This is a genomic window from Bradyrhizobium denitrificans (assembly GCF_013179005.1).
Classification (GTDB): domain Bacteria; phylum Pseudomonadota; class Alphaproteobacteria; order Rhizobiales; family Xanthobacteraceae; genus Bradyrhizobium; species Bradyrhizobium denitrificans.
Genome location: NZ_JABFDP010000016.1, coordinates 166,944 through 191,968, shown reverse-complemented (window position 1 = coordinate 191,968; position 25,025 = coordinate 166,944). Strand labels below are relative to the sequence as shown.

Here is a 25,025-nt window from a genome sequence, read left to right as displayed (position 1 = left end):
GATCAGAACACGGTGCCGGCGGTCATCGCGAGATGCTCGACGATCGGACCCAAGGCGAGTGCGGGGAAGAAGGTGAGGCCGCCGATGATCAGGATGACGCCGACGACGAGGCCGACGAACAATCCGCCGGTGGTCGGCAGGGTGCCGGCCGAGGGCGGGATCGACTTCTTCTCGGCGAGCGAGCCGGCGATCGCCATCGCCGGGATGATCATGAAGAAGCGGCCGACGAACATCGAGCTGGCGAGCGTCAGGTTGTAGAAGAAGGTGTTGCCGGTGAGACCGCCGAACGCCGAGCCGTTGTTGGCGGTCGCCGAGGTGAAGGCGTAGAGCACCTCGGTGAAGCCATGCGGTCCGGCATTGGCCATCGACGCGACGGCCGACGGCAGCACCACGGCGACCGCGGTCCAGCCGAGATACATCAGCGGCAGCACCAGGATCGCCAGCATCGCCATCTTGACCTCGCGGGCCTCGATCTTCTTGCCGACATATTCCGGCGTGCGCCCGACCATCAGCCCGGCGACGAAGATCGCGAGCACGACGAACAGCAGCATGCCGTAGAGGCCGGCGCCGACGCCGCCGATGATGATCTCGCCGAGCTGCATGTTGATCAGCGGAATCATGCCGCCGAGCGCGGTGAAGCTGTCATGCATGGCATTGACGGCGCCGCAGGACGCGGCCGTGGTGATCACGGCGAACAGCGCGGACGCGACGATACCGAAGCGGACCTCCTTGCCCTCCATGTTGCCGCCGGTCAGGCCGAGCGCGTTCAGCACATCGGTGCCGCTTGCTTCCGCCCAATAGGTGACGGCGACGCCGGCGATGAACAGCACGCCCATCACCGCGAGGATCGCCCAGCCCTGGCGCTGATTGCCGACCATGCGGCCGAACACGTTGGTCAGCGCAGCGCCAAGCGCGAAGATCGAGATCATCTGGATGAAGTTCGACAGCGCGGTCGGGTTCTCGAACGGATGCGCGGCGTTGGCGTTGAAGAAGCCGCCGCCATTGGTGCCGAGCATCTTGATCGCGACCTGCGAGGCCACCGGGCCGACCGCGATGGTCTGCTTGGCGCCTTCGAGCGTCGTCGCCTCGACATAGGGCCCGAGCGTCTGCGGGATGCCCTGCCAGACCAGAACCAGCGTATAGACGATGCACAGCGGCAGCAGGATGTAGAGCGTGCACCTGACGACGTCGACCCAGAAATTGCCGACGGTGCGCGCCGAGGCCCGGGCGAAGCCGCGGATCAGCGCGATCGCCAGCACGATGCCGGTCGCGGCCGACAGGAAGTTCTGGTGCGTCAGGCCGAGCATCTGCACGAGATAAGAGAGCGTGCTCTCGCCGCCGTAGTTCTGCCAATTGGTGTTGGTCAGGAAGCTGATCGCGGTGTTGAACGACAGGTCCTCCGCGACGGCGGATTGGCCGGCCGGATTGAACGGCAGCACGGCCTGCAGTCGCATCACGGCGTAGATGACGAGGAAGCCGCCGACGTGAAACAGCAGCATCGCCACCGTATAAGTCAGCCAATGCTGTTCGCGCCGCTCATCGACACCGCCGATCCAGTAGATCGAGGTTTCGAGCGGCCGCAACACGGGCGAGAGAAAGGTGCGCTCGCCATTGAAGACGCGCGTCATGTACCAGCCGAGCGGCTTGGCAAGCGCGACGACGACGGCGCAATAAAGCAGGATCTGGATCCAGCCGATCACGGTCATGGGAATTGTCCTTGAAGGTGCGATGGACGGCGGTCAGAACCGCTCGGGCCGCAGCAGCGCGTAGGTGAGATAGATCAGAAGGCCGAGCGACACGACGCCGGCGAGCGAATAGTCGAAGATCATGGTGCGTCTCCTAGAGCCGCTCGCAGGCATAGGTGTAGCCGATCGCCAAAGCGAAGAAGCCGGCGGCCAGCGCCAGCATCAGGATATCCAGCATGGTTTGCTCCTCATGCGCGTCGGATGCGCGCAGCGCGTGGAGCGGACAGAGCAGCGCCGGGGCCGACACGGTCCGTCCCACCCGGCCAGATGGCACCCGGATCCATAGGTTTTCGAGACAGCGCCCGCTGCAACATTATAGGAATCCCATAAAGACCGCGGCGCAGCCCGGCCAAAAGCGCGCGGCGGCAGCGGCCGGCGCATAGGAATTGGCCGCCGGGCCGAGGCGCGTTTATGCGGCGCCTATTTCTGCCCTGCCCGCCCCCTCTCGCATTCCTACGGCGTCTGCCGCCAGATGCTCCGTGCGGCCGATCTCGCGCCGCAATCCACTGACCATGGAGCAACAGCATGCCGGTCCCGATCACCCTGGATGTCCCCGCACCGCCGCACGTCGCGCAGGAGGCGGAGAAGCTGCTGACGGACCTTCTCGGCGACGATGACGGCGCCTCGCCGCTGTCCGCGCGCGGGCGACGCCGGGCCCGCATCGACCATCTGATGCGGGCGGAGGCGCGGATCGATGCCGCGCTCGAGCTGATCGCCCTGCAATTGCCGCGATGGCACCTGCGCCGGCTCGCCTATGATGACGGCGAATGGCACTGCGCGCTGTCGCAGCGCCGCGAGCTGCCCGACTGGCTCGACCATTGCGCCGAGGCCAGGCACGCCGATCTCGCACTCGCCATTCTCCACGCCGCGGCCGAGGCGCGTCGTCTGGCCCCGGGCCTGGGACCCACGCAGGGTCAGCGCTCGGCCGAGCCGGCGCTCACGAACCTGCTCTGCTGTGATCATTTCTGAGATCGCGCGAGCGCAGCGATGATGCTCTCGGCTGACAAGTTCGCCGCGCTGTCCCCTGCCAGGGTGCTGCTTCGCTTCGGCCTGCGAATAGCGATCCTCACGCTGTTCGCGACGTTCGGCAGCATCGGCTTCGGCCGCAGCCTGGCAGCGCTGCTGTGGATGACCGTCATTCTCTGCGCCGTGCTCGCTATCCTGCGCCGCGAGCGCGTCTTCACCGCCGGCCTCAATCATTGGGACGAGATGATTGGGTACCTCGCGCTCTATTGCGCCGTCATGGCGGTCAACCAAGTCGCGGGATCCTAGAGCCGTTTACGCCGCGGCTATGACGCCGTGCGCCCCGCCGTCTCGCATTCCTATCCCTGCATCCCGATCATCGATCAACGCCCCGCCATCATCATCTCACAGGGCTGCGGGCACCAACCGGAAGGACCACCGCCATGAAGCTCGTCGAACCTCCCTCGTGCCGCAAGTCTGCTGCGGCGCTCGTCCTGATCGGCCGCAACAGCCGCGGCCAATGGGTCGTGCAGGAGCAGGCCGGACTTTATGGCGGCCTGTTCGTCAGCCGCGCCGAGGCGATCAAATATGCGCTGTTCGAAAACGGTCATCATCCGGAGACGATCGTCGAGTTGTCGCGAACGATCGAGCTCGACACCAACGGACGCTTTGCGCCGATCGGTCTGCTGCTCGGCAACGGCAGGCGACCGGTCGCATGACCGCAGCCTCCCCTATGCAGCGCGAAGCGGCTCGCGGATGGCTCGCTGGCGCGATCGCCGATATCCCGACGCCGTTCGATCGAAGCGGGGCGTTGGACATCGCAGCCCTCGCCAGATTGTGCGAGCGGCAGATCGAGGCCGGCGCGAGCGCGATCCTGGTCTGCGAGACCGCGGGCGAAGCGTCCACGCTCACTGCAGCCGAGCGCGAGGCCGTGATCCGCACGGCCGTGACCGTGGCCTGCAATCGGATCCACGTCATCGCCGGAGCCGGATCCAATTCGACGCTGCAGGCCGTGCAGAACACGCGGCAGGCGGCCGCCGCGGGCGCCGACGCAATCATGTCGGTGGTCCCCTATTATAACCGGCCGACCGCGGAGGGGATCTACGCGCATTTCCGCGCGGTCGGCGACGCGACGGCCCTGCCGATCATCCTGCATGATTGTCCGGCGCGCACGGGACGCGGACTGCCGGACGAGACGCTGATCCGCCTGGCACAGTGGGCGCAATTCATCGGCCTGCGCGACAGCACCGGCGACATCGCGCGTGTCGTGCATCTGCGCGCGCGCGTCCCCCTGGGCTTCCGTTTGCTGGGCGATGACCTCACGGCGGTGGCTTATGCCGCCGCGGGCGGCGATGGCTGTTTCTCGCTGGCAGCAAATATCGCACCGCAGCTCTGCAATGCCCTCCTCGAGAGCTGCCGGCGCGGCCGCTGGCGCACAGCGCGACGGCTGCATCAGCAATTGCTGCAACTGAGCGAGGCGACCAGCCGCGAACTGCCGGCAGCATTGAAATATGCCCTCAGCCTGCAGGGCCTGGCTATGCCGCACGTTCGCCTGCCATTGACCGAGCTCGACCAACCCGCCCAGGCCATGGTGGCGCAAGCGATGGCGGAACTGAACGCGTGGCTTGCCACAGCGCCCGGAATACCAGCCTGCCAATCCTGATTGGCTGCGCAACCGGTCCGGTCGAGGCGGATCCATGGCCGCAAAAAAAAGGGCGGCCTCACCGGCCGCCCCGCTTGGCTGAGATACCTATCCGCTCAGAAGATCTTGACGGCGCTTTCCAGCGTCTTCCAGACACCCCACGCCAGCGGCACGCCGACAAAGGCCCAGAATAGCGCCGACTTGGCGTCGAGCCCGCCCCTGCCGATGCCGAACGATCCGTGCTGGATCGCCGACTCGTTCCTGGCGAGTTCAGCCTGGTAGCGAGCGACCTCGTCGGGGCTCATGTTCCATTTGTGGTCGACCGGCTTGATCAGGAAGTTGCAGATCAGGCCAGCGAGCAGCATGGCACAGAGGATGTACATCGTGGAGTTATACAGCTGGTCGCGCGGCACGCCGGCGGCAAGCTGGAACTCGCGGATGTAGTTCACCACCACCGGACCGATAATGCCCGCAGTCGCCCATGCCGTCAGCAGACGGCCATGGATGGCACCCACAAACTGGGTTCCGAACAGGTCGGCGAGATAGGCCGGCACCGTCGCGAAGCCGCCGCCATACATCGAGAGGATGATGGCGAAGGCGCCAACGAACAGCAGTTTCGACCCCATCGCCGCGAAGGTCGGCGCCAGCGCGTAGAGCACGATGCCGATCAGGAAGAAGCAGTAGTAGGTGGCCTTGCGACCGATATGGTCCGACATCGACGCCCAGAAGAAGCGGCCACCGATGTTGAACAGCGAGAGCAAGCCGGCAAATCCTGCCGCGATGCCCGCGACGGTTGCCTTCTGCGTGGCATCGAGCTGGTTGAAGCTGACGTCAGGCAGCCCGATCAGCTTGCCGGCGAAGATCTCCTGAAGCATCGGCGAAGCCATACCGATCACACCGATGCCCGCCGAGACGTTCAGGCAGAGCACCCACCAGACCAGCCAGAATTGCGGCGTCTTGTGCGCGTTGTCCAAATGCACATGATGCTCCGAGATCATCGCCTTCTTGACCGTAGGCGGCGTCCAGCCTTCGGGCTGCCAGCCGACAGGGGCCACGCGATAGGCGAAGGCGCCGATCATCATGAACACGAAATAGATCACGCCCATGGTGACGAAGGTCTCCCAGACGCCGACCGAGGTCGGGGTCTTGAAGTAGTTCATCAGCAGGTTGGCCAGCGGAGCGCCGATCATTGCACCGCCGCCGAAGCCCATGATGGCCATGCCGGTCGCCATGCCGCGACGGTCCGGGAACCATTTCACCAGGGTCGAAACCGGCGAGATGTAGCCGAGACCGAGGCCGATGCCGCCGATCACGCCGGCGCCAATCCAGGTGATCCAAAGCTGATGCACATAGACGCCGAACGCCGCGATCAGCAGACCGCCGCCCCAGCAGCAGGCTGCAACGGCGCCGGCCTTGCGCGGTCCGGCCCGCTCGAGCCAGCCGCCCCAGACGGCGGCGGAACCGCCCAGCAGCACGAAGAACAGCGTGTACATCCAGCCCAGGCTCGCGACCTTCCAATCGCAACTGGTGGTGAACAGCTCCTGCACCAGCGTCATGTCCGGGCAGGCCTGACTCTGCGTCACGCCGATCGCGCGCGACAGCGGCAGCCAGAACACCGAAAAGCCGTAGGCCATGCCAATGCAGAGATGGATACACAGCGCAGCCGGCGGAACCAGCCAGCGATTGAACCCCGCTTTGGCGACCGTGTGCTCACGATCGAAGATCCCTGCTTGTGCGCTCGGCAGCGCTCCCGCGCTTTCAACACTCGCCATGCATTCCTCCCCTACGGACTCCCGCCCAACGCAACAACGTCATGTTCTGTCCCCTTGATCAGAATCAATACGCTCACTCACCCCGCCCGCTATTGACGTATCAGAGCATTTCCGCAACGCACAAATGTTCAGAACTGGTTCCAAGCGCATAACACCCCACCCACGGAGTTATGCCCTCATCATGATTACGCCGCGGTTCTACCTAGGCCGCCCCCGAGCGGGCAGGGCTCATCTTCCGCAACCTCCGCGGAAGCGCCCCAATTGGTGCAGAATCCGGGCAAATTGTCGATAGTAAAATGGTAATAGTTCGGCAAACGCCGTGGATGACTGCAATGCAGCACGCCGATGCTGCTAATAGACACACAAAACCACGTGCATCTGAAGTCATCGCCACTTTCGGCTGCAGTCAAAATTAACTTGGACTACTTGCAAGACCGGCAAGCGTCGTCGAGCGTTCATCAACTAACGCAGCCGGCGGCAACGGGTCGGCTGATCTCACCGCGCGCGCTGTTGCTCAGAAAAAGTGAACGGCAGACAACCTTCCCTTGCCTCACGGCAATCGCGCAAGCCTGGACTGAGAACGCGGCATTGTTATGAGCGCGCCTTGGCACCGATGCGACGATAGGAAGCAGCCTACCCACTTGACTTCGACATTCCTGGATCAATCGAAGACTACTTAGTAGGTGGTCGGAGCGTCTGCCGGTGCCGACGAACGTCATCCAGGAACCGCCGCCTTCTCGACCAAGAACACAACATGGCTGTCGCTGCGCGCGAGCAGCTCGATCCGATCGCCGGTTTCGCGAATCAGGTTGGGAATGTCGATCACGGCCAGTGGATCGGTACAGCAGATTTCGAGCCGCTCTCCTGCGGCGAGCGACTGCAGCGCCTTGCGCGTCTTGAGAACCGGCAGCGGGCATTTCAGTCCCGTCAAATCCAACCTGATCATCGTCATCCTGAGACCTTGGTCCCGCATCCTGCGGGGCAATCGGGTTCCATTACCTCACAATGGAACCGCAACCGGACGCTTCCAAGCGGCTTGATCTCTGCCGCCGAAAAGTTGCGCTCGGATGAAGTTCCCGGGCAATCGGGAACCGCACGGGACTCATGGCCATCATCGCCCCGCATGCGATGAAGCCGCGGGCGGCCGCGCTGACTGCAGGAGCAGCGTCGCGATCGCCGCGATGTCGTCGAGATGGACCCATGGCAAAGCGGTCTCGACCGCTACATCGGCGGCGATTCCCACGATGCCCGCATCCTCCGGGAACAGCAGCGGCTTGCCGTTGGCCGCCCGATGCACCTCGATCCTGCGATGCGGCCCCGCTTTGTAGCCTTCCACGACCACCAGGTCGACCGGCGACATTTTCGCGAGCAGATCGTCGAGCCCCGGCTCGGGGGCGCCGCGCAGCTCGTGCATCAGGGCCCACCGCGTGCCCGAGGACACCAGGACCTCCTGGGCGCCCGCCTCGCGATGGCGCCAGGAATCCTTGCCGGGCACGTCGACATCGAACTTGTGATGCGCGTGCTTGACCACCGAAACCCGCACACCCTGCGCGTTCAGCAGCGGAATGGTCCGCGTCAGCAGCGTGGTCTTGCCGGCGCCGCTCCAGCCGGCGAGGCCGATCACCTTCATCGCCCGCTCCAGAATTCCAGCGGCACCCCCACACCCCTCATATCCCCGTCGCTTCGCTCGCACACCGAGATCGCCGCCGAGCCAACCGACCGAAGCTCTATAATGCCGACAGCGCAATGTCATGCCGCGCGGCTGCGGGACCGTGCTTCGTCCCCTGCATGGCGGCCGCGCTCCGGCCGACGGGTCGGACGCTGACCTCGCGGCGCAGGCGTGATAGTCGAGATCGCCATGACCGAGCCCGTCCCACCGACATCGATTCCCGGCGTGCTGCTCGCCGGCGGCCTGGCGCGCCGCATGGGCGGCGGCGACAAGCCGATACGCATGATCGGCGGCCGGACCCTCCTGCAGCGCGTGATCTCGCGGCTGGCACCGCAATGCAGCCGCCTCATCCTCAACGCCAATGGCGATCCCGCGCGATTCGCCGCTTACGGCCTCACGGTCGTGCGCGACGGCGTTGCCGGCTTTCCCGGACCGCTCGCCGGCATCCTGGCCGGCCTCGACTGGGTCGCGGCGCAGATGCCCGAATCGCCGTGGATGCTGAGCGCGGCCGCCGACTGCCCGTTTTTGCCGCGTGATCTGGTGGCTCGGCTTGCCGGCGCGCGTGCAACAGAGGGCGCCGCGCTGGCGCTGGCCGAATCCGGCGGCCAGACACACCCGGTGATCGGGCTGTGGCCGGTCAGCCTGCGCGAGGACCTCCGCCACGCTTTGGTGGCGGAGGACATCCGGAAGGTCACCCGCTTCACTGCGCGCTATCAGGTTGCGCGCGTGTCCTGGCCGGTGCTTCCCTTCGATCCCTTCTTCAACGCCAACACCGCCGCGGATCTCGCCGAAGCGGAGCGGCTGGCCGCACAGGATGATTGAGTACGCGTGATGGATACGACGACCCCCGTCCGCCGCGCAGTGCTTGCGGTCGCCGCGCTCAATCTCGGTTATTTCGGGATCGAGTTCGCCGTTGCGCTGTCGATCGGCTCGGTCTCGCTGTTTGCCGACAGCGTCGACTTCCTCGAAGACGCCTCCGTCAATCTCCTGATCGCGCTGGCGCTGCGCTGGAGTCCCACGCGACGCGCGCAGCTCGGCAAAGTGCTGGCGCTGATCCTGCTCGCGCCGGCGCTCGCCGGATTGTGGACCGCGGGCGAGAAGCTGTTTGCGCCGGAGGTGCCGGCGCCGCTGCCGCTCACCATCACGGGCCTCGGCGCACTCATCGTCAATCTCGGTTGCGCGCTGATCCTGGCGCGCGTTCGCGATCATCAAGGCAGCCTCACACGGGCGGCTTTTCTGTCGGCGCGCAACGACGCCTTCGCCAATATCGCCATTATCGCCGCCGGACTCGTCACCGCATTTCTGTGGCGCTCGGTCTGGCCCGATCTCATCGTCGGCGTCGGCATCGCGCTGATGAACGCCGACGCCGCGCGCGAGGTCTGGGAGGCCGCGCATGAGGAGCATAAGGCCGCCAAGGCCTGATCGCGCGCATGGCTTGCGCCCGTGCTGAGCGAGCGAGCCGATTGCGCCGCGCTGCAGCGCACAGGATCCCTCCACCGGCTGGTGTCCCGGGATGATTGACGGGCGCTTCGGTTTGCTTTGAGATAGGTGGAGCGGCCGGCAGAGCCGCGACCAACAACCGCGCCATGCCGCGGTCAGAAACGCGGTCAGTGGAGGACGAATGCAGCTCACTGCTTTGAAGCGCGCGGCGTGGGCGGCCGCGGCGCTGCTGGTCACGACGGCAGCGCAGGCCGAGATCTCCGACAACGTTGTCAAGATCGGCGTGCTCAGCGACATGAACGGCCCCGCCTCGACGCCGACCGGCCAGGGCTCGGTCACCGCGGCGCAGATGGCCGTCGACGATTTCGGCGGCAAGGTGCTGGACAAGCCGATCAGCGTCATCGTTGGCGACCATCAGCTCAAGCCCGACATCGGCGCCGCGATCGCGCGCCGCTGGTATGACACCGAGCAGGTCGATCTCATCGTCGACGTGCCGGTCTCGGCGGTCGGCCTGGCGGTGCAGACCATCGCCACCGAGAAGAAGCGGCTGTTCATCACCCAATCGACCGGTGCGGCCGATTTCCACGGCAAGTTCTGCTCGCCTTACGCCATGCAATGGGTGTTCGACACCAGGGCACTGGCCACCGGCACCGCGAAGGAGGTCGTCAAGCGCGGCGGCGACAGCTGGTTCTTCATCACCGACGACTATGCCTTCGGCCATTCGCTGGAGCGCGATGCGGCTGGCGTCGTCACCGCCAATGGCGGCAAGGTCGTGGGCGCGGTGCGCCCGCCCTTCGCGACGCCCGATTTGTCCTCCTTCATCCTGCAGGCGCAGGCCTCCAAGGCCAAGATCATCGGCATCGCCGCAGGTCCCCCGAACAACATGAACGAGATCAAGACGGCGGCGGAATTCGGCCTGCTCAAGGGCGGCCAGCAGATGGCGGCGCTGCTGGCGCTGATCACCGACATTCATTCGCTGGGACTGCCGGCGGCGCAGGGCCTCCTGCTCACCACCTCGTTCTATTGGGACATGGACGACAAGACGCGCGAATGGTCGAAGCGCTATTTCGCCAAGATGAACCGGATGCCGACGATGTGGCAGGCGGGCGTCTACTCCGCGGTCACGCATTATCTCAACGCGGTCAGAGCTGCCGGCAGCGACGATCCGCTGGCCGTGGCCGCGAAGATGCGCGAGACCCCGGTCGAGGACTTCTTCGCCCGCAACGGCCGGCTGCGCGCTGACAATCTGATGGTGCACGATCTCGTGCTGGCGCAGGTCAAGTCGCCGGACGAGAGCAAATATCCGTGGGACTACTACAAGATCCTTGCGACCATCAAAGGCGAGGAGGCGTTCGGCCCGCCCGATCCGGCCTGCCCGCTGATCAAGAGATGACGGCGCACTGACGTCCCGGCGGCCGGTGCCGTCGGGCCGGCCCACATGACCCGCAAACGGCAAGATCGGGAGGCAACGATGAAACTGGCACGCGCGATATTATTCGGTGTGATCGTTGCGCTGGGACTGGCCGCCAAGCCCGCTTTGGCCGCCTACCCCGATCGTCCGGTACGCTGGCTGATCGGCTTCGCCCCGGGCGGTCCGGTCGACATCGTCGCGCGCATCATGGCGCAATGGCTGTCGGAGCGCTTCGGCCAGCAATTCGTGGTCGAGAACCGCACCGGCTCCGGGGGCAACATCGCCGCCGCCGCGATGATCAATGCGCCACCGGACGGCTATACGCTGCTGTTCGTGGCGCCGAACAATGCGATCAGCACCTCGCTCTACAAGAAGCTGCCCTACGACTTCATCCGCGACACGGTGCCGGTCGCGAGCATCATGCAGCTCACCAACATGCTGGTGGTCAGCAACGATGTGCCGGCCAGGACGGTCAAGGATTTCATCGACTATTGCCGGGCCAATCCCGGCAAGATCGCGTTTGCCTCCTCGGGCAACGGCACCTCCGTGCACATGGCGGCCGAGTTGTTCAAGGCGATGACCAAATGCGACATGCTGCACGTGCCCTATCGCGGCTCGGCGCTGGCCTTCCCCGACATCATTTCGAACAAGGTGCAGTTGATCTTCGACAATCTGCCGACCGCGCTGGAGCAGGCGCGCGGCGGCAGCGTGCGCGCGCTCGGCGTCACCTCGCCGCAGCGCTGGCCCACGGTGCCGGACGTCCCGGCGATCGCCGAGACCGTGCCGGGTTACGAATCGGTCGGCTTCTACGGCATCTCCGCGCCCAAGGGCACACCGCCAGAGATCGTCGAGATCCTCAACAAGGCCGTCGGCGAGGCCCTCAAGGACCCCAAGCTGGTGGCCCGCCTGACCGAGACCGGCGGCATTCCGCGCGCCATGACGCCAGCGGAGTTCGGCAAGCTGGTCGCCGAAGAGACCGAGAAATGGCGCAAGGTGGTGGAATTCGCCGGCGTGTCGGTCGATTGAGGCGACGCCCGGCCCCGACCACCGGGCGGCTCCGACCGGCGCGCTGCCGCCCACAAAACCATCCGGCTGTGGCATTGCCCGATCGTCACCGGCGCTGTAAACGGAGCCCGCACCGTCGCCGGGTCGTTTCCGCCGCACCGGGCAGGCCCCCAGCCTCCCCACAGCCGCAAACACCTCCGCGCCGCGGGGCCTGTAGCTCAATGGTTAGAGCCGGCCGCTCATAACGGTCTGGTTGCAGGTTCGAGTCCTGCCGGGCCCACCAGCGATTTCAGCGCCACGCTCGATCTGATCCTGCCGCGATTGGCTCCCGCATGCGCAAGGCCGGCATCCGTTGGCTCACGGCAGCGTCGGGACGGCTCGATCGTGCAGGAGAGCTCCTGGCAACGGAGAGGCTGCCACAGCGACGCGTCGTGACACTGCTGTCGTCAGTCAAATGAATGACGCGGCGAGTCATCGGCATCGCTAAGCAGAGCGCCGACATGAATCGGTAGCTCTCGGATGTCCTTGCCTCAATCTGTTGCAACGCTCATCGCCGGCGTCGGGGTTGGGCTGACGGTCGCGGCGCCGGTCGGACCGATGGGGATCCTCTGCATTCAGCGGACATTGACCTCCGGCGCAGCGGCGGGGCTGGCGACGGGGTTGGGCGCGGCCACGGTTCACCTGGCCTACAGCGCGCTCGCAGTCGCCGGCATCGGAGTGATCGTCCAGCCGTGGGTCGAAACCAATTCGCTCGTGCTCGGCACACTGTCGGGCTTCGCCCTGCTCTGGTTCGCCATGCGGATTCGCCAGCAGCCTGTCGCGCTTCCCGCCACGGATCGAGGCGATCACATCCGCCTGATCAGGGCCTATGCGAGCGCGATCGGACTCGGCGTGACCAACCCGCTTACGATCGTCCTGTTCTGCGCCGCGCTGCATACGCTGGTCGGGCATTCGGCGGGACTTCTGCTGACGGCGGGTGTGTTCCTCGGTTCGGCGCTGTGGTGGACCCTTCTGAGCACGACGATCGCCATCGTCCGCCTGCGCTTCGATTCGGACATCCTCAACATGAGCAACAAGCTGGCCAGCCTGCTGCTGATGGGGCTCGGCGCGCTGGCCCTCGCCAAGGCGTGTGGACGCCTGATGACCTGACCGGAAGGGTCGCTCGCCTAGTTGCGTGGCAGCGTCACTTGCACGCTTCGCAACAGCGCAACGAGCTGGCTCTGCTGGCTGGTGCCGGTCTTGCCGAAGATCCGCCCGAGATGGGTGCGCGCGGTGCTCACCCGAATCCCGATCAGGCCGGCGGCCTGCTTGAGCGACTGACCGGCTGCGACGGCTGCGGCGACGCGGGCCTCCTGCGGTGTCAGCTCGAAGAACTGGGCGATCGCTTCGGCAAACCCTGCGGGCAGCTCCTGTGAGAACCTACGCGCAATCACGACCGCACATGGCTCCAAAGCAATCGTCGGGGTGCCGACACTCATCGAGGGACCGACGGAAATCGCCAGCGCGGCCGGATCACCCGCCGGGAGGGCCGGAACGATAAGAAGATCACCGCCGACACCCGGAAGGCTGCCGCGCCCGGCGGAACAGGCGTCGGCAACAAGCCGCTGCAGCCTGGTCGTGCTCTGAATGTCCGATGTCAGCAGCACGCCGCGCCTCTGGGACAGGCCGCTGTCGCGGTCCGACAGGATCTGCTCAGCCGCCTCGTTCCTGGCAAGAATGCGCAGGCCTGCGTCGACGGCGATGAGAGCGAACGGCAGATGCGACAGGCTCGTGGACACCAACTGCCCGATCCTGGTCTGCCGCGAGATCTCGACCGCGCGGGTGAGATGCGGCACGATCGTCCTCAGGAGCGCGAGATCGGCCGCGTCGAACGGGGCCTGATTGCGGCCGCGTTGCACGTCGAAAAACCATGTCGACGGCCCGGACGAGGCCAGCTTGCAGGTCAAGCCGCCATACATGTCCTGCGGCGCCATCCATTCGTTCCAGAGACGGCTCGCTCGCAGCGTCTCCCTGCCGATGAAGCTCAGATCGCTGTAGGTCGCACCGACCTCCGCCTTTGCGACCGCGTGCTCGATGATGTTGGGCTCGTCGGCGAACTCCACGAGATAGCGGTCCTGGAAGGCCGGATCGTTGCTGGGCGCAATCAGGTCGTCGGGCCTCCGCTCGGGCCCGATCCGCACCAGGCAGGCTTTCGATCCATCGAACAGCGTCCGGAGCGATTCGACGGCTTGCGGCCAGAGCTTCGGGTCGTGAGCGGCCTGATAGATGTTGCCGATAGAGGCGATGACCGAACTCTCCGGAACGTGCATGGCTCAGTGATTCCAATTCGCGTCGAAAGGACCAAAGGTGGATGCGGGCTCGCGCTGCGACGCGCAGACGCTCTCATCGCAGAAAACGGTCATGTGCGATCGTCCTATTCCGCTGCCATGTCCGAGCTCAGAAGCGCGCTGAGCCGGATCGGCTGCACCGGCTTGCGCAACAGCAGCACGCCGCGCTGACGGGCGCCTTCCGCGATCTCCGGACCGATGTCTCCGGTCATCAGAACCAGCCGCGTGCGGTCCGCGTGAGCCGCGATGATCTTGTCAGCAATATTGAGCCCGGTTTCCGTGCCGGCCAAGCGGTAGTCGAGCAGGACGAGCCATCGCTTTCGTGCCGCCGCCTGGCCCAGGAAACGAAGTGCAGGCGCTCCGCCCTCGAAGGGCGCGCATTCATAGCCCCAATTGGTCAGCAGCCGACCGAGCGAATCGCGTGTCGTCGCGTCGTCGTCGATCACGAGCACACCCGGCTGATCCGACCGATCCGGCACGCTTATTTCCCGATTCATCGAATCGGTGTCGACGCTTGCCGGCGCGGCATCCGCCACCGGCACGGTAAGGCTGAAGCTGGTGCCGCGTCCGATCACCGACTTCACCTCGAGCTGCCAGTCCATCGCCTTGCAGAGGCGCCGAACGATGGCGAGCCCGATGCCAAGCCCCCTGTCGCGGTTGCGTTCGGGATTTCCGACCTGAAAGAAATCATCAAAGATCGCGTTGAGATGGCGAGGCTCGATGCCAATCCCGGTATCGACGATTTGGATTCTCACAGCTCCGGCGCGGCGGCGTGCGCCGATGAGGATGGCGCCCGTCTCGGTGTACTTGATCGCATTGCCGACGAGGTTGAGCAGAGCACGCTCGAGCAGAGCCGGATCGACCGAGCACCACAGATCGGACGGCCGCACCCGCAGGCGCAACGACTTGCGCCGGGCCTCGAGATCGAGCGTCGAAGCCACGCTGAGAAAGATCTCATGGACAGGCACGGCCCTGACGCTCGCGTTCCTGATATCGGCATCAGTGGCCGACACGCCCATGATCGCGTCGAATTGCCGGAGCAGGCTCGTCGCACAATCCTGCAGCCGCGCAATGATCTCGTTGCGGTCCTCCTGATCGGGCGAGCGTGCGAGAAGTTCGAAATACAGCCCCATCGCGTTCAGCGGCTGCCGCAGATCGTGGCTGGCCGCGCTGAAGAAGCGGGTCCTCTCCGCGAACAGCTCCTCGATCTGCTGCGCCTGCCGCGCCTTGACGTCGAGGAGTTCGGTGATGTCGAGGCGGATGTTGATCGCAGCCTCCGCCTTTTTCGCCGCCTTGGTACCGGTCGCCAGGACGAAGGGCAACAGCGCCAGGAGGGTGATGCCGGCCACCCGCTCGAGCTCGCCATCAAAGCTCAGGAACGACAGCGCCGCCGGAACGATCGCCGCCACCATCACGATCCACATGCTCGGCGTATAGTCGGCTCCGACGATCCACGTCGCACTCGTCACGAAGAAGATGACGGCGGTCAGCGGCAACAGCACCGATGCGGGAGCACCGTCGACGTGGAGAAGCAGAGGACTGAGCGACCAGGCGAACGCGTTGAGACCGAACAACGCCGCCTTGGCCCAGCCCCAGCGCCACAGAGTTTCGTCCGGGGGGCACACGACGCGGAACGCGTCGTTGATGTTGGTGATGAGGCACTCGGTCAGCACGACGAGAAAGGTCCAGATCGCCGCCCGGACCGGCGACAGGTCGCACAACAGCCAGACGAGCAGTCCGGCGGACGCCGCGCCACTTGTCGAAATCGCCTGGAGAACGCGGATGCCGCCGAGATAAGGAAGGGTCCGCGTGCCGAAGAAGAGATGGATGCGCTCGCGGTAGAGCGCCCGCATGCGCGATGCTGTTCCGGCGGGCATTCAGATCAACCTCTGCCGCAAAGCCCGGGTGACGGCCTCGGTGCGATTGCCGACCTGCAACTGCTCGAAGATCCGCCCCCAATGCGCCCGGATCGTGCTCTCACTGACGCCCAGCAGCTCGCAGATCTGCTTGTCGAGCAGGCCCTGGCTCGCATAGATCAGGATCTCGCGTCGTCGAAGCGACAGCGTGGTGCCGTCCGAAGCGGCGCCGACGGAGTCGTAGACCCGGCCTCCCGAAAACGCGATACGGATGGCAGCAACCAGATCTGCCGAGGTCTTGTCCTTGGAGAGACAGACCACGGCGCCCAATGACGCCGCGCCTTCCGCAAGCGCAGGCGAGAGATCTGCACAGAGCAGCCCCACCGCGATGAGCGGGTATCGCGCCCTGACCTCCTTGAGCAGCGACAATCCATCGCCGTCCGGGAGACGATAGTCGGAAAGACAGAGGTCGACCTCGTGGGCGGCGAGCAACGCCAGTGTCGCGCTGCAGTTCTCCGCAGTTGCCACACTGAGATCCTCGATCTCGAGTTCAAGCGTGCGGCGCACGGCATCCCTGTAGATGGGATGATCGTCTACGAAGAGGAGCGACCGCACCAGTTCCACCTTGCCACTACGATAATACTTCTTTCCCGCTTTTGGCCTGAGACGGACGGCCGGCGCCGCTTATTCGTCGCCAGACAGCCCCATCCAGACGTGTGCAGGCGCTGCGCTATGCACCTTTTTTTACATAGATCCACCAGATGGGGGAGCTATCGAAAACAACAGCTCGCGCCCGGCCGCCGATTCGGCTGAGACGATGCGAATTCCGTCGCGGTGGGGGACACACCCGATGATCGGGCACAAAAAAAAAGACGACTGGGGAGACGACCGGATTTCACCCGGGGCGGCGCTGACGAGAAGCGCGTTCATCACGGCGATCGTCGCCGTGATGCTGGTGTTGCTCTGGCTCGTCCGGTGATCCGGAACAGCACGGCCGGTCAGCGCGGCGCGTGCAATCCCTGTTCGCGAGCTTCACCTGGACCTTCGAACCGAAGAGCCCCAACTATCACCTTCAAATCGCGGACCGCGCTCACGTCATCTTGACCGGCGTGATAGCTCCCACCCCGGCTTCGCCATGTCGGCGCAGAACGGCCGATCGGCTCACGCGAGCGTCTCGCCCGCCAATTGCAGCGACTTCAGCATGACCGCGGCACCGCACTGCGCTGAGACCGCATTCTCATCATAGACGTGATCGCGGACAAATTTGCCCCGGGTGTAATGCGTGGAGAAGCTCCACAAATAAGGCGAGTTGATCCCCTTCGTGCGATAGCTGAAGCCGTTGTATCCCTCGAAGCGATACAGAGTGCGCGCGATGCTCCAGTCCGACTGTCCGGCAAATCCCTCGAACGTGATGGCGTCGATGGCACTCGACAGCCAGTCGTTTGGCGGGTTCCAGCGCGGTGGCCGATTGGCCGGCACATTGACCGTGCGCGCGCGGAGCGGATCGCCATTATGCAGATGGCCCTGAAAGTTGAAGCTGGCCTCGAGCGCATGGACGATGCCGATGAACCACCATGGCGCGCCGGTCGCCGCGCTGACCTGTTCGTAGCGCGGCTTGTTCTGCAACAGCTTCGCGCGATGCCAGGCAACGCTGTCCGCGCGCTCCGGGCGAATCCGACAGCTCGCCCACAGCTCCTCATAGCCCGCCTTGAGCGTGTCAAAGCTTGGCCGCGCCGCCTCTTCGTCCTCCTCCGCCCGAACCGGGCGCTCACTGGTCGCATAGGAGGCCAGCAATCTCGCGATCTCGTCCTGGGCATCGATCAGCCGCTCGAAGATCGGGCGGTCGGCATTGCCCGGCAATGAGTCAAGCGCGGCAGCGAACAGGTCGGACGGCGTCACACCCGCCTCCCCACCGGCAGATTCCAGGTCAGGACGCGGCCGAATATCCCAATCCTTCACATCATCATAGGCTGCCTTGTCCGACTTCACCGAGATATGGCAGTGATGATTGTGCGGATTTGAGCCCGTATATGTTCGCCAAGCCCAGGCAGCTGCGGCGCCGACCGGCTGCGAATTGGCGATCCTGCGATTCGAGATGATGTATTTGACGCGGTCGTCCCGGCTGGCGCGGATCGCTTCGGCGAGTTTGCCGGCATCGCAGCCATGGGCAGGGTCGTGTGTCACGTCCAGAGCCGTGACGACGCCGATGCCCGCGTCAACGATCCAGGGATTGTGGTCGGATTCTCGGCTCTGGTGGCGGATATCACCGATCGTACCGTCACTGGCGGTGCTGCGATTTGGAAAGGCCGCATTGACCTGGGCGCGCAGGCGTTCGAGCGACTTCGCGACGCGCCAGCGGCTGACCGCAGCCTCAAGCATAGGTTCCGGCGGCGCGGCGGGATCGACATGCAGATCGTCTCCCGAGCGCATGATCTCTTGCGCGACTTCCGCCGCGGGTCTGACGTTCAGCTCAAAGCTTGCATTGGGCCCTTGGCCGCTCGCCGGATCGCTCATGCCGTGCTCCTCCGTTTTGCCGCGTTTCGCGTTTATCGTGTTTCAGGTGCTCGCGGCCGCAGGTCTCCCAGTCCCCGTCGTGACAGCGAGGGCCATTTGTGATCGCCATCATGGCGGCGATCCGCGCCGAGGCCACAATCAGATTCATCCGCTGTCTTCCGAGCATTCATTCGGGAAGACATGCCAAGCGGTCGTCATCTGGCCAGCACCGCTAAGGCAACCAGACTGACCCATCTGCTATTGATCAACACGCGACAGCGAAATGCACTGTCGAAAAAGCCGTAATATAAGAGTTGCATTCCTAAGAGGCGTCGTCAGAGCTTCACGAGCCTGTGGAACTCAACAAGCGACCTATCGCTCGTTGAAACAAAAGACTTTTATACGTCCGAGCAACCAGACCATCTGGCTGCTTCGCCCGTGACCATGATCAATGCCGATTTGAAAATCGAACAATCGCGATCAGATGCCACGGTCGAGAATGGCGACCGTAGACGTGTGTCACGTCACACGAGCAGCGGTTCAACTCAGCGGTCAAAACATTTCTATGCCGGTCGCGACCTCATGATGCGGCGCGCAAGCTCCGCGAACTACCAGGACGCAGGACGCAGGACGCATCTGCAGCACGGGCTTCTGTATTGTCTACAACTACAATTTGCATTATCATTTTGCGACATGCTTGGCTGACGGCCGCAAATTCCTTTTCATTTGTCGATTAATGCTCCCGCCTGGACGCTGGAGAAGTGAGGCAGCCTCAACATTGGGAGGACCACGCCATGAGTCTCGAAGCCGTTTCAAAGGCGCGTGACTTCGTCCAGGCCGCTCCGTTGCCGCCTCGCCTTGCCGTTCTGGAAGACGCTGCCTCTCCGGTCGATCAGGCGCTGTCGCGGGCGAAGGATCAAGCGGCCGTGGTCGGCTCTGACGTCATCTCCTTCGTCAACGGCGTGACCACCGAACAGCGACAGGATCTGATCAACTCGGCGCTGCTGGCGCAGCTGGTCGCCAAGGTGGAGGTGCCCGACGCGAACAGGATCTATGAATGGTACCAGTCATATTTCACCGTGTTGAAGAACATCGGCTGGGTCGTTCAGGTCGATCAGTTCGCAACCTACCACACCGACAGCGCCGGCTTTCAGGCGCATGAAGCGATCATCGGCCTTGCGACGACGCTGCTGGGACCGGGCACAGGCGCGCTCGCCGTCGTGAAGGCCACGCTCGACGCCCTCAAGAGCATGGATGCGAACAGTCCGTGGATGACGATCTTCAATCGCGAGAGCCAGACCGGCAAGACAGCGCGGTTCCAGGTGACGCTGGCCGAGCCCGATGACAAGCACGGCTTCCTGGTGACGCTGATGGCGTTCGGATTGGAAGCCCGCTCGACCCTCACCCAGGTTCTGTTCTTCAAGTTCCGCACCAGCGAGGCCGAGCTCAAGCATTTCGAAGGGAAGGTCACGATCGACGCGGACGTGCTCGCCGGCGTGCGCGGAGACATCAAGTCAAAGCTCGCCGATCACGTCGCCAGCTACGTTCGAAAGCTGCCGGACCTGAGCGTGCTCCGTCGGCCTCCTCCGATCCCCACACGGGACTCCCTGGAGAGCTTGTCGCCGCTGTCCGAGCAGTTGCTCGGAAATATCACTGATGAGGCCGTGACGGAGGCTGCCGGATTCCGCGAGGACCCCATTACCGAACTGCCAGGCGCGCCACAGCTCGAGTCCACCGAACTGCCGGCGGACTGGCGTGCGACCATCTCGCTCACAGGATACCAATTCATCGTTCGTTGGGAGACCGGCGGACGATCCTATTATGAGAACGTCATCAAGGGCCGCCCGATCTGGCCTGGCTATTCGTCCGGCATTACGATCGGCTGCGGCTGGGATCTCGGCTACCACACGAAGCAGGAGTTCCTGTCGCAATGGGGCGCGCAGATGGCGCGCGCCGATTTCGACCGTCTTGCCCCAACCATCGGCTTTCGCACGGTCGAGCCTGGTCGCGCCGCGAAGGTGACGCAGGCGCAAGCCCTGATCCGCAGCCTCAGCGATATCGTCGTGCCCTGGTCGGTGGCGATCGACCAGTTCGACAATGTGAAATATCCCGCCCTGATCCGTCAGTTCTATCAGGCGCTCGACAATCTCGACCGGCTCCATCCGCATTGCAGGGGCGCGCTGCTGAGCCTGACATTCAATCGTGGCGCGGCTTTTGCTGCGCCCGGTCCGCGCTTCACCGAGATGCGCGAGATCGGAGCCGCGATGCGCGCAGGCAGCCTGGACGATGTCGCCCGGATTCCGGACCTGATCCGCGGCATGAAGCGCCTCTGGGGCGCCAGCTCCAGCCTTTCCGAACGGAGAGAAGGCGAGGCTCGCTTGTTCGAAGCCGGGCTCGCCGAAATGCGGATGGCCGCGCGGATCGCGGCCCATGCGACGGGGACGACCGAGAGCGCGCTCGAAAGCGCCCCGATCGTGGAGACGTTCGAGAGCGCTGAGGCCACTCAGAGCGATGACGCCGACGTCGCGGAGATCAATGCGATCCTCGCCGACCAGGACCTCGAAGCGGCAGGCCTGACTGTGGCGTCGGTGCGCTGGAACCCGAAGGATGACGAGCAGCCGGACTATCGGCACCTCGACACGTCGCTGGCCGGCAGGGCCTTCGAGCTCACACCCGGCGATCTCGATGCGCTGATCGCCGCCAATGAATTCGCGCCGCTGCCGGGCAAGATGATGTTCGCGCTGCGCGGCGCCTCATTGGGCGCGGCCAAGCGCGAGGACGCGACCAGCATCGTCATCACGGACCAGCGACCGGATCACCGCAACTTCCGTTGCATCATCGGCGTCTATGATCGCGAGCGGAAGACGCTGAGCGCCTATCAGGCCTCGACCGTTCCCAACGCGGCCTATGTCTTCAAATGCTATGCGATGGCTCAGGTCGGCGCGAGCACGGCCAACCTGACCGGCAACATATTGCCGACCGGCTGCTATACCTACACGGTCGGCACACATCATCCCGGCACCAATCGGGAAATACCCACCGCGTTGCGGCTGTCGGACAGCGCCAGCGGCGCGTCATCCGCCGTCGTGCTCCGTTCGCTGACCGACACGATCTACGACCGGCTCGATGCGTTCATGATCACGGCGCCGGCGGACAATGTTCATCCCGGCCAGATGTCACGCGGCTTCTCGTCGGCCGGCTGCCTGACGCTGCCGGGCTTCTATGCGAACGGCCAGCATACCGGCATCTGGAGCGACTTCCGGGTGGCCCTCGGAGTTACCTCCGGCTCGAACGGCAAGCAGTTTTCCATGATGCTCCTCACCGGGCTCGACGCCGCCGTCGCCGCACAGGTCAGGGCCGGGACGCGAACCAGCGCGGACATCAGCCGGCTGCGCCACGGCTCGTCCGGCGCGCGGGTCGCCGCGCTCCAGCAGGCGCTCGGCATCGCGCCGCAAGCGAACGCTCAGCTCGGACCGAAGACGCGGCAGGCCCTCATCGCGCGACAGGTCAGCAAATTGGGATGGGCCGACGGGATCTACGCGCCGGTCATGGACGGCATGCTCGGACTTCAGATTTACCCCTCGACCTGAACGGTCGAGCCACGGGGAGCTTGCGATGTCAGCCGATACCGCCATCGTCGCGATCATGTCGGCCACCTCGCCGAATGTCGTCAAGCCGCAAGCGCCCCCTGCCCGCTTCTTCCTGGTGGCGCCCGCGGGAGATGACATCGCCGCGACCAAGACCAAGATCGCATCCCAGCTTGCTCCGCTGCACGCCACCGTGTCGGCGCTGTCCAGCGCCGCGCCGCGCGATCTTGTCATCACCATTCCGGACCGCACCTTCGTCGGTCCCGCTCAGGGCGCTTTCCTCGCCGCGCACGCGCTCGAAGACGCGCTCGGCCTTGCACCGATCGAGCCTGAGCTGATTCACGCAATCATGCCGATCGATCAGCTCGACGACCGGCGCGAGCTGGAGGCGGTCGAGAAATTCCCGCCAGGCTGCTGGGTCGACGAGGAATCCGAGATTGAGCAGAACAAGTCATGGGCCGTCAGCCGCTTGCGGCTGCAAGACGCATGGAAGCTTTCCGACGAGTTGGGACGGCCCAGCCGCGGCGCGGGCGTGGCGATCTGTCAAATCGATACCGGCGTCATCAGCCACCCGGAGCTGGCGGGGGTCGTTCGCGCAGGCTCCTACAACGTGATCGGCGACGGCACGACGCCGGAAGATCCGACCGATCCGCTGAACTACGCGGGCAATCCCGGCCACGGCACCGCCACCGCCAGCGTCGCGATCAGTCCGGAATCTCTCGACGTCGTCGGCGCGGCTCCCAAGGCCAGGCACATTCCCATTCGCGCGATCGAGAATGTCGTCCGCATCTCGCAGACCAGCGTCGCCGAGGCGATGGATCGGGCCGTCGCATTGGGCGCGGACGTGATCTCGCTGTCGCTTGGCGGCATCTGGTCGTGGGCGCTGCAGCGCGCGCTTGAGCGCGCCGTCGCCGCCGATGTGATCGTGGTCGCAGCGGCCGGCAATTGCGTCGGGCTCGTCGTCTGGCCGGCGCGCTTCGACGACTGCATTGCCGTGGCCGGAACGGACTTCCACGACAAGCCATGGATCGGCTCCTGCCGGGGCCCCACGGTCGCGATCTCGGCGCCGGGACAGAATGTCTATCGCGCCGCTGCGACCACTGGACGATCCGGCCAGGGGCAAGGCACCAGTTTCGCGGTGGCGCTGATCGCAGGTGTTGCCGCCTGCTGGCTGGCACATCATGGTCGCGGCACCATCATCGCCGAAGCGCGCCGTCGCAAGGAGACCGTGCAGGAGATGTTCCGGCGGCTGCTGCGCGCCACGGCGCGCAAGCCGGCCCCGGATTGGGATTCATTCAACATGGGCGTCGGCATCGCCGATGCGCTTGCTCTGCTGCAAGCCGGTCTTGATGCCGGCATCGGCATCGAGGCGCCGCGCGCGCCCGACATGGTCCGTCGGGGCGATGAATCGCTCCGGCAATTCGCCCTCGAAGCCTTCGGTCCGCCGGCCCTGAAGGCTGATGTCGACTGGATGAAATTCGGCGGCGAGACCAGCCTTGCCGTTCTTCAGCAGAAACTGAGAGGGACCGCGCCGGGTCTGGAGTCGGCGGCCGGCGCGGAGGTCGAGGTCCCGCTCAAAGTGCGGCAGGCGCTCGAGGCCGTCACCGACAGCAGCATCGCGCCTGCGATCCGTCCTGCGCGGAGCGATGCCGGACAGCCCGCTGACGGGCGCATCGTCCAGTTGAAGCAGATGATTGCGGCGCGCCATGCCGCCGAGCGCTCAACCGGAAATCTGGAGAGTGCCGGGGCCGGCGACCTGCGGCTCGCCGATGCGATCGATCTCGAATCATCCTTGCCGCCGGACGCACCCATGCCGCATCCCGACGACATCCTTCAACGTGTATCAGCGGTCATGGCCGCGATGCCGCCCCGCGAAATCGGCGACCCCGTCGCCTTTGGCCAAGCCTTGGAGGTCATGTACCGGCACGGCGGCCAGGCGCTCAGCAAGCTTCCCGACGTCGGGCTCGGCCCGCCGCAGCACTTCGCCGCCAGCGAGCGCATGGCGCTCGAGGCGATCGTGATCGCGGACGGCTCGCGGCCCAGCTTTCTGCTGGAGAACGGGCTGCCGCCGGCGTCGCATCCGTTCCTCGGAATCTGGGCCGCGACGATGGCCGCACGGCGCGAGGACATTCAGCGCGTCGCCGGATGCGTCGGACGCGTGCAGCCGACGCACGGCAATGCGTCCAACTTCATCGGCACCGCCACCATCGTCGACGCGGCACGAGGCCTCGCGCTCACCAACTATCACGTCGTCGACGATGCCAGACGGAAGTGGCTGATTCCAATGACCGCCAACGGCAACCGCTTGTCGATACCGGCCGGATTGGAAGTCGATTTCGCCGGAGAAGCGGCGACGCTCGACCAGAGGCGGTTCAAGGTGGTCGAGGCCATCCTGCCCGACGGCTTCGGGCGAGGTTTCGGCAGCGTTGACGCGGCTCTGCTGCGGCTTGAGCCGATCACGGCGGGCGATCGTCTGCCGGCAGGACAGGTCCATCTCGACGCGCGCGCGGCCTTCGCCAATGGTGGCGTTCCGTCCCTGGCGGTGATCGGTTTCCCCGGCCCCGCGCCCATGAGCGGCGGCACGGACGTCGATTGGAATTTCGTCACCAATGCGCTGTTCGGCAACCTGTTCGGCTTCAAGCGGCTCGCGCCCGGCAAATTCAGGCGCAGCCTCGGTTTCGACGAGCACGACACACTCGGCTCGGTGTTCGGGCATGACGCAACGACATTCGGCGGCGCCTCGGGCTCGTTCGTGCTGGCCTGGACGGACCAGGAGATGCCCGGCTTCGGAATCCATTTCGCGGGCGTCACGTCCGATACCAACTCGGCGATTGCCGTGGCCAAGATCGCCGACGTTCTGCGAAAGCTCGAGGTGTCGGTGGCTTAGGTGAGTCTTCCGCCGCATTGCCCGCAATTAGTTCGCTTGGGATTGACCGCACCTCGAACGGCCTTACGCACGTCTATGAGTAAACGAACCTCGGCTGAGTGCGGCTTCTCGGCTTGAGAGACAAATGGCATTCTGAGCAAGACAACAGTCAGGGCACGTACAATGGCGAGCTGCTCTTGCTCGTAAATTTCGAGGTCAGGCTCAGCGATTTCGGTTTTTTTTCATGAT

General features: G+C 65.0%; 22 protein-coding genes and 1 tRNA gene. 13 read left to right on the top strand and 10 right to left on the bottom strand.

Annotated elements, in window-relative coordinates; genetic code table 11:
- Positions 1-2 precede the first annotated feature (2 nt).
- Genes kdpA through HL671_RS19285 form a run of 3 tightly spaced genes read right to left on the bottom strand, consistent with a single transcriptional unit; the run spans position 3 to position 1,992 of the window.
- The gene (kdpA, locus tag HL671_RS19295) at positions 3-1,706 is read right to left on the bottom strand and encodes a potassium-transporting ATPase subunit KdpA (RefSeq protein WP_172237588.1); all 1,704 of its coding nucleotides are present in this window, start codon (positions 1,704-1,706) and stop codon (positions 3-5) included.
- Positions 1,707-1,739: 33 nt separating this feature from the next.
- On the bottom strand, positions 1,740-1,829 hold the full coding sequence (locus HL671_RS19290; protein WP_012046201.1) for a K(+)-transporting ATPase subunit F: 90 nt from the start codon (positions 1,827-1,829) through the stop codon (positions 1,740-1,742).
- 10 nt (positions 1,830-1,839) lie between these two features.
- Entirely contained in the window at positions 1,840-1,992 is a 153-nt protein-coding gene (locus HL671_RS19285) for a hypothetical protein (protein WP_168167925.1), read from the bottom strand.
- A gap of 278 nt (positions 1,993-2,270) precedes the next feature.
- Here HL671_RS19285 and HL671_RS19280 point away from each other — a divergent pair, with 278 nt between their 5' ends.
- The 4 genes from HL671_RS19280 to dapA all read left to right on the top strand — a co-directional run bounded on the left by HL671_RS19280 (position 2,271) and on the right by dapA (position 4,371).
- The gene (locus tag HL671_RS19280) at positions 2,271-2,714 is read left to right on the top strand and encodes a hypothetical protein (protein WP_012046202.1); all 444 of its coding nucleotides are present in this window, start codon (positions 2,271-2,273) and stop codon (positions 2,712-2,714) included.
- A gap of 18 nt (positions 2,715-2,732) precedes the next feature.
- A complete protein-coding gene (locus HL671_RS19275) occupies positions 2,733-3,017 on the top strand; it encodes a hypothetical protein (RefSeq protein ID WP_172237586.1) in 285 nt (94 codons plus the stop codon).
- Between the two features lie 134 nt (positions 3,018-3,151).
- Positions 3,152-3,427 (top strand): hypothetical protein, encoded by a 276-nt coding sequence (locus HL671_RS19270; protein ID WP_172237584.1) that lies wholly within the window; start codon positions 3,152-3,154, stop codon positions 3,425-3,427.
- Positions 3,424-4,371: a 4-hydroxy-tetrahydrodipicolinate synthase gene (gene dapA / locus HL671_RS19265; protein WP_311992743.1), complete on the top strand. Its 948-nt coding sequence runs from the start codon at positions 3,424-3,426 to the stop codon at positions 4,369-4,371. The genes HL671_RS19270 and dapA overlap by 4 nt, the downstream gene beginning before the upstream one ends.
- A 95-nt stretch (positions 4,372-4,466) precedes the next feature.
- Here the strand turns inward: dapA and HL671_RS19260 are convergent, their stop codons facing one another.
- The 3 genes from HL671_RS19260 to mobB form a co-directional block, all read right to left on the bottom strand.
- Positions 4,467-6,122, bottom strand: coding sequence for an OFA family MFS transporter (locus HL671_RS19260; RefSeq protein WP_172237582.1), 1,656 nt, complete (start codon positions 6,120-6,122; stop codon positions 4,467-4,469).
- A gap of 715 nt (positions 6,123-6,837) precedes the next feature.
- Positions 6,838-7,074, bottom strand: a complete 237-nt coding sequence (locus HL671_RS19255; RefSeq protein ID WP_041750968.1) for a sulfurtransferase TusA family protein — start codon at positions 7,072-7,074, stop codon at positions 6,838-6,840.
- Between the two features lie 159 nt (positions 7,075-7,233).
- On the bottom strand, positions 7,234-7,752 hold the full coding sequence (gene mobB, locus HL671_RS19250; protein WP_012046208.1) for a molybdopterin-guanine dinucleotide biosynthesis protein B: 519 nt from the start codon (positions 7,750-7,752) through the stop codon (positions 7,234-7,236).
- Positions 7,753-7,980: 228 nt separating this feature from the next.
- Between mobB and mobA the strand changes: the two genes are divergently transcribed.
- The 6 genes from mobA (at position 7,981) to HL671_RS19220 (ending at position 12,796) form a co-directional block, all read left to right on the top strand.
- Positions 7,981-8,613 carry a molybdenum cofactor guanylyltransferase MobA gene (gene mobA / locus HL671_RS19245; RefSeq protein WP_172237580.1) on the top strand — a complete coding sequence of 211 codons (633 nt, stop codon included), beginning with the start codon at positions 7,981-7,983 and terminating at the stop codon, positions 8,611-8,613.
- A 9-nt stretch (positions 8,614-8,622) separates the two neighbouring features.
- Positions 8,623-9,213, top strand: a complete 591-nt coding sequence (locus tag HL671_RS19240; protein ID WP_012046210.1) for a cation efflux transmembrane domain-containing protein — start codon at positions 8,623-8,625, stop codon at positions 9,211-9,213.
- A gap of 199 nt (positions 9,214-9,412) precedes the next feature.
- Positions 9,413-10,624: an ABC transporter substrate-binding protein gene (locus HL671_RS19235; protein ID WP_012046211.1), complete on the top strand. Its 1,212-nt coding sequence runs from the start codon at positions 9,413-9,415 to the stop codon at positions 10,622-10,624.
- A 78-nt stretch (positions 10,625-10,702) separates the two neighbouring features.
- Positions 10,703-11,668: a Bug family tripartite tricarboxylate transporter substrate binding protein gene (locus HL671_RS19230; protein ID WP_172237578.1), complete on the top strand. Its 966-nt coding sequence runs from the start codon at positions 10,703-10,705 to the stop codon at positions 11,666-11,668.
- A gap of 186 nt (positions 11,669-11,854) precedes the next feature.
- A tRNA-Ile gene (locus tag HL671_RS19225) sits at positions 11,855-11,930 on the top strand.
- A 236-nt stretch (positions 11,931-12,166) separates the two neighbouring features.
- Positions 12,167-12,796, top strand: coding sequence for a LysE family translocator (locus tag HL671_RS19220; protein ID WP_012046231.1), 630 nt, complete (start codon positions 12,167-12,169; stop codon positions 12,794-12,796).
- A 17-nt stretch (positions 12,797-12,813) separates the two neighbouring features.
- Here HL671_RS19220 and HL671_RS19215 read toward each other — a convergent pair whose 3' ends face one another.
- The 3 genes from HL671_RS19215 to HL671_RS19205 all read right to left on the bottom strand — a co-directional run bounded on the left by HL671_RS19215 (position 12,814) and on the right by HL671_RS19205 (position 16,445).
- Positions 12,814-13,956 carry a helix-turn-helix transcriptional regulator gene (locus HL671_RS19215; protein WP_172237576.1) on the bottom strand — a complete coding sequence of 381 codons (1,143 nt, stop codon included), beginning with the start codon at positions 13,954-13,956 and terminating at the stop codon, positions 12,814-12,816.
- Positions 13,957-14,060: 104 nt separating this feature from the next.
- Complete coding sequence (locus HL671_RS19210) at positions 14,061-15,851, bottom strand: hybrid sensor histidine kinase/response regulator (RefSeq protein WP_172237574.1); 1,791 nt, start codon at positions 15,849-15,851, stop codon at positions 14,061-14,063.
- On the bottom strand, positions 15,852-16,445 hold the full coding sequence (locus tag HL671_RS19205) for a response regulator transcription factor (RefSeq protein WP_172237572.1): 594 nt from the start codon (positions 16,443-16,445) through the stop codon (positions 15,852-15,854).
- 235 nt (positions 16,446-16,680) lie between these two features.
- On the opposite strand from HL671_RS19205, the gene HL671_RS38800 reads away from it, so the two are divergent.
- Complete coding sequence (locus HL671_RS38800; RefSeq protein ID WP_283813089.1) at positions 16,681-16,809, top strand: hypothetical protein; 129 nt, start codon at positions 16,681-16,683, stop codon at positions 16,807-16,809.
- A 182-nt stretch (positions 16,810-16,991) separates the two neighbouring features.
- Here the strand turns inward: HL671_RS38800 and HL671_RS19200 are convergent, their stop codons facing one another.
- On the bottom strand, positions 16,992-18,344 hold the full coding sequence (locus HL671_RS19200; protein WP_172237570.1) for a hypothetical protein: 1,353 nt from the start codon (positions 18,342-18,344) through the stop codon (positions 16,992-16,994).
- Positions 18,345-19,117: 773 nt separating this feature from the next.
- Between HL671_RS19200 and HL671_RS19195 the strand changes: the two genes are divergently transcribed.
- On the top strand, positions 19,118-21,913 hold the full coding sequence (locus HL671_RS19195; RefSeq protein ID WP_172237567.1) for a lysozyme family protein: 2,796 nt from the start codon (positions 19,118-19,120) through the stop codon (positions 21,911-21,913).
- Positions 21,914-21,938: 25 nt separating this feature from the next.
- Positions 21,939-24,797 (top strand): S8 family serine peptidase, encoded by a 2,859-nt coding sequence (locus tag HL671_RS19190; protein WP_172237564.1) that lies wholly within the window; start codon positions 21,939-21,941, stop codon positions 24,795-24,797.
- Positions 24,798-25,025: the final 228 nt, after the last annotated feature.

Coding starts and splice junctions, on each gene's coding strand:
- kdpA (WP_172237588.1), bottom strand. CDS start 1,706: ATGACCGTGATCGGCTGGATCCAGATCCTGCTTTATTGCGCCGTCGTC.
- HL671_RS19290 (WP_012046201.1), bottom strand. CDS start 1,829: ATGATCTTCGACTATTCGCTCGCCGGCGTCGTGTCGCTCGGCCTTCTG.
- HL671_RS19280 (WP_012046202.1), top strand. CDS start 2,271: ATGCCGGTCCCGATCACCCTGGATGTCCCCGCACCGCCGCACGTCGCG.
- HL671_RS19275 (WP_172237586.1), top strand. CDS start 2,733: ATGATGCTCTCGGCTGACAAGTTCGCCGCGCTGTCCCCTGCCAGGGTG.
- HL671_RS19270 (WP_172237584.1), top strand. CDS start 3,152: ATGAAGCTCGTCGAACCTCCCTCGTGCCGCAAGTCTGCTGCGGCGCTC.
- dapA (WP_311992743.1), top strand. CDS start 3,424: ATGACCGCAGCCTCCCCTATGCAGCGCGAAGCGGCTCGCGGATGGCTC.
- HL671_RS19260 (WP_172237582.1), bottom strand. CDS start 6,122: ATGGCGAGTGTTGAAAGCGCGGGAGCGCTGCCGAGCGCACAAGCAGGG.
- HL671_RS19255 (WP_041750968.1), bottom strand. CDS start 7,074: ATGACGATGATCAGGTTGGATTTGACGGGACTGAAATGCCCGCTGCCG.
- mobB (WP_012046208.1), bottom strand. CDS start 7,752: ATGAAGGTGATCGGCCTCGCCGGCTGGAGCGGCGCCGGCAAGACCACG.
- mobA (WP_172237580.1), top strand. CDS start 7,981: ATGACCGAGCCCGTCCCACCGACATCGATTCCCGGCGTGCTGCTCGCC.
- HL671_RS19240 (WP_012046210.1), top strand. CDS start 8,623: ATGGATACGACGACCCCCGTCCGCCGCGCAGTGCTTGCGGTCGCCGCG.
- HL671_RS19235 (WP_012046211.1), top strand. CDS start 9,413: ATGCAGCTCACTGCTTTGAAGCGCGCGGCGTGGGCGGCCGCGGCGCTG.
- HL671_RS19230 (WP_172237578.1), top strand. CDS start 10,703: ATGAAACTGGCACGCGCGATATTATTCGGTGTGATCGTTGCGCTGGGA.
- HL671_RS19220 (WP_012046231.1), top strand. CDS start 12,167: ATGTCCTTGCCTCAATCTGTTGCAACGCTCATCGCCGGCGTCGGGGTT.
- HL671_RS19215 (WP_172237576.1), bottom strand. CDS start 13,956: ATGCACGTTCCGGAGAGTTCGGTCATCGCCTCTATCGGCAACATCTAT.
- HL671_RS19210 (WP_172237574.1), bottom strand. CDS start 15,851: ATGCCCGCCGGAACAGCATCGCGCATGCGGGCGCTCTACCGCGAGCGC.
- HL671_RS38800 (WP_283813089.1), top strand. CDS start 16,681: ATGATCGGGCACAAAAAAAAAGACGACTGGGGAGACGACCGGATTTCA.
- HL671_RS19200 (WP_172237570.1), bottom strand. CDS start 18,344: ATGAGCGATCCGGCGAGCGGCCAAGGGCCCAATGCAAGCTTTGAGCTG.
- HL671_RS19195 (WP_172237567.1), top strand. CDS start 19,118: ATGAGTCTCGAAGCCGTTTCAAAGGCGCGTGACTTCGTCCAGGCCGCT.
- HL671_RS19190 (WP_172237564.1), top strand. CDS start 21,939: ATGTCAGCCGATACCGCCATCGTCGCGATCATGTCGGCCACCTCGCCG.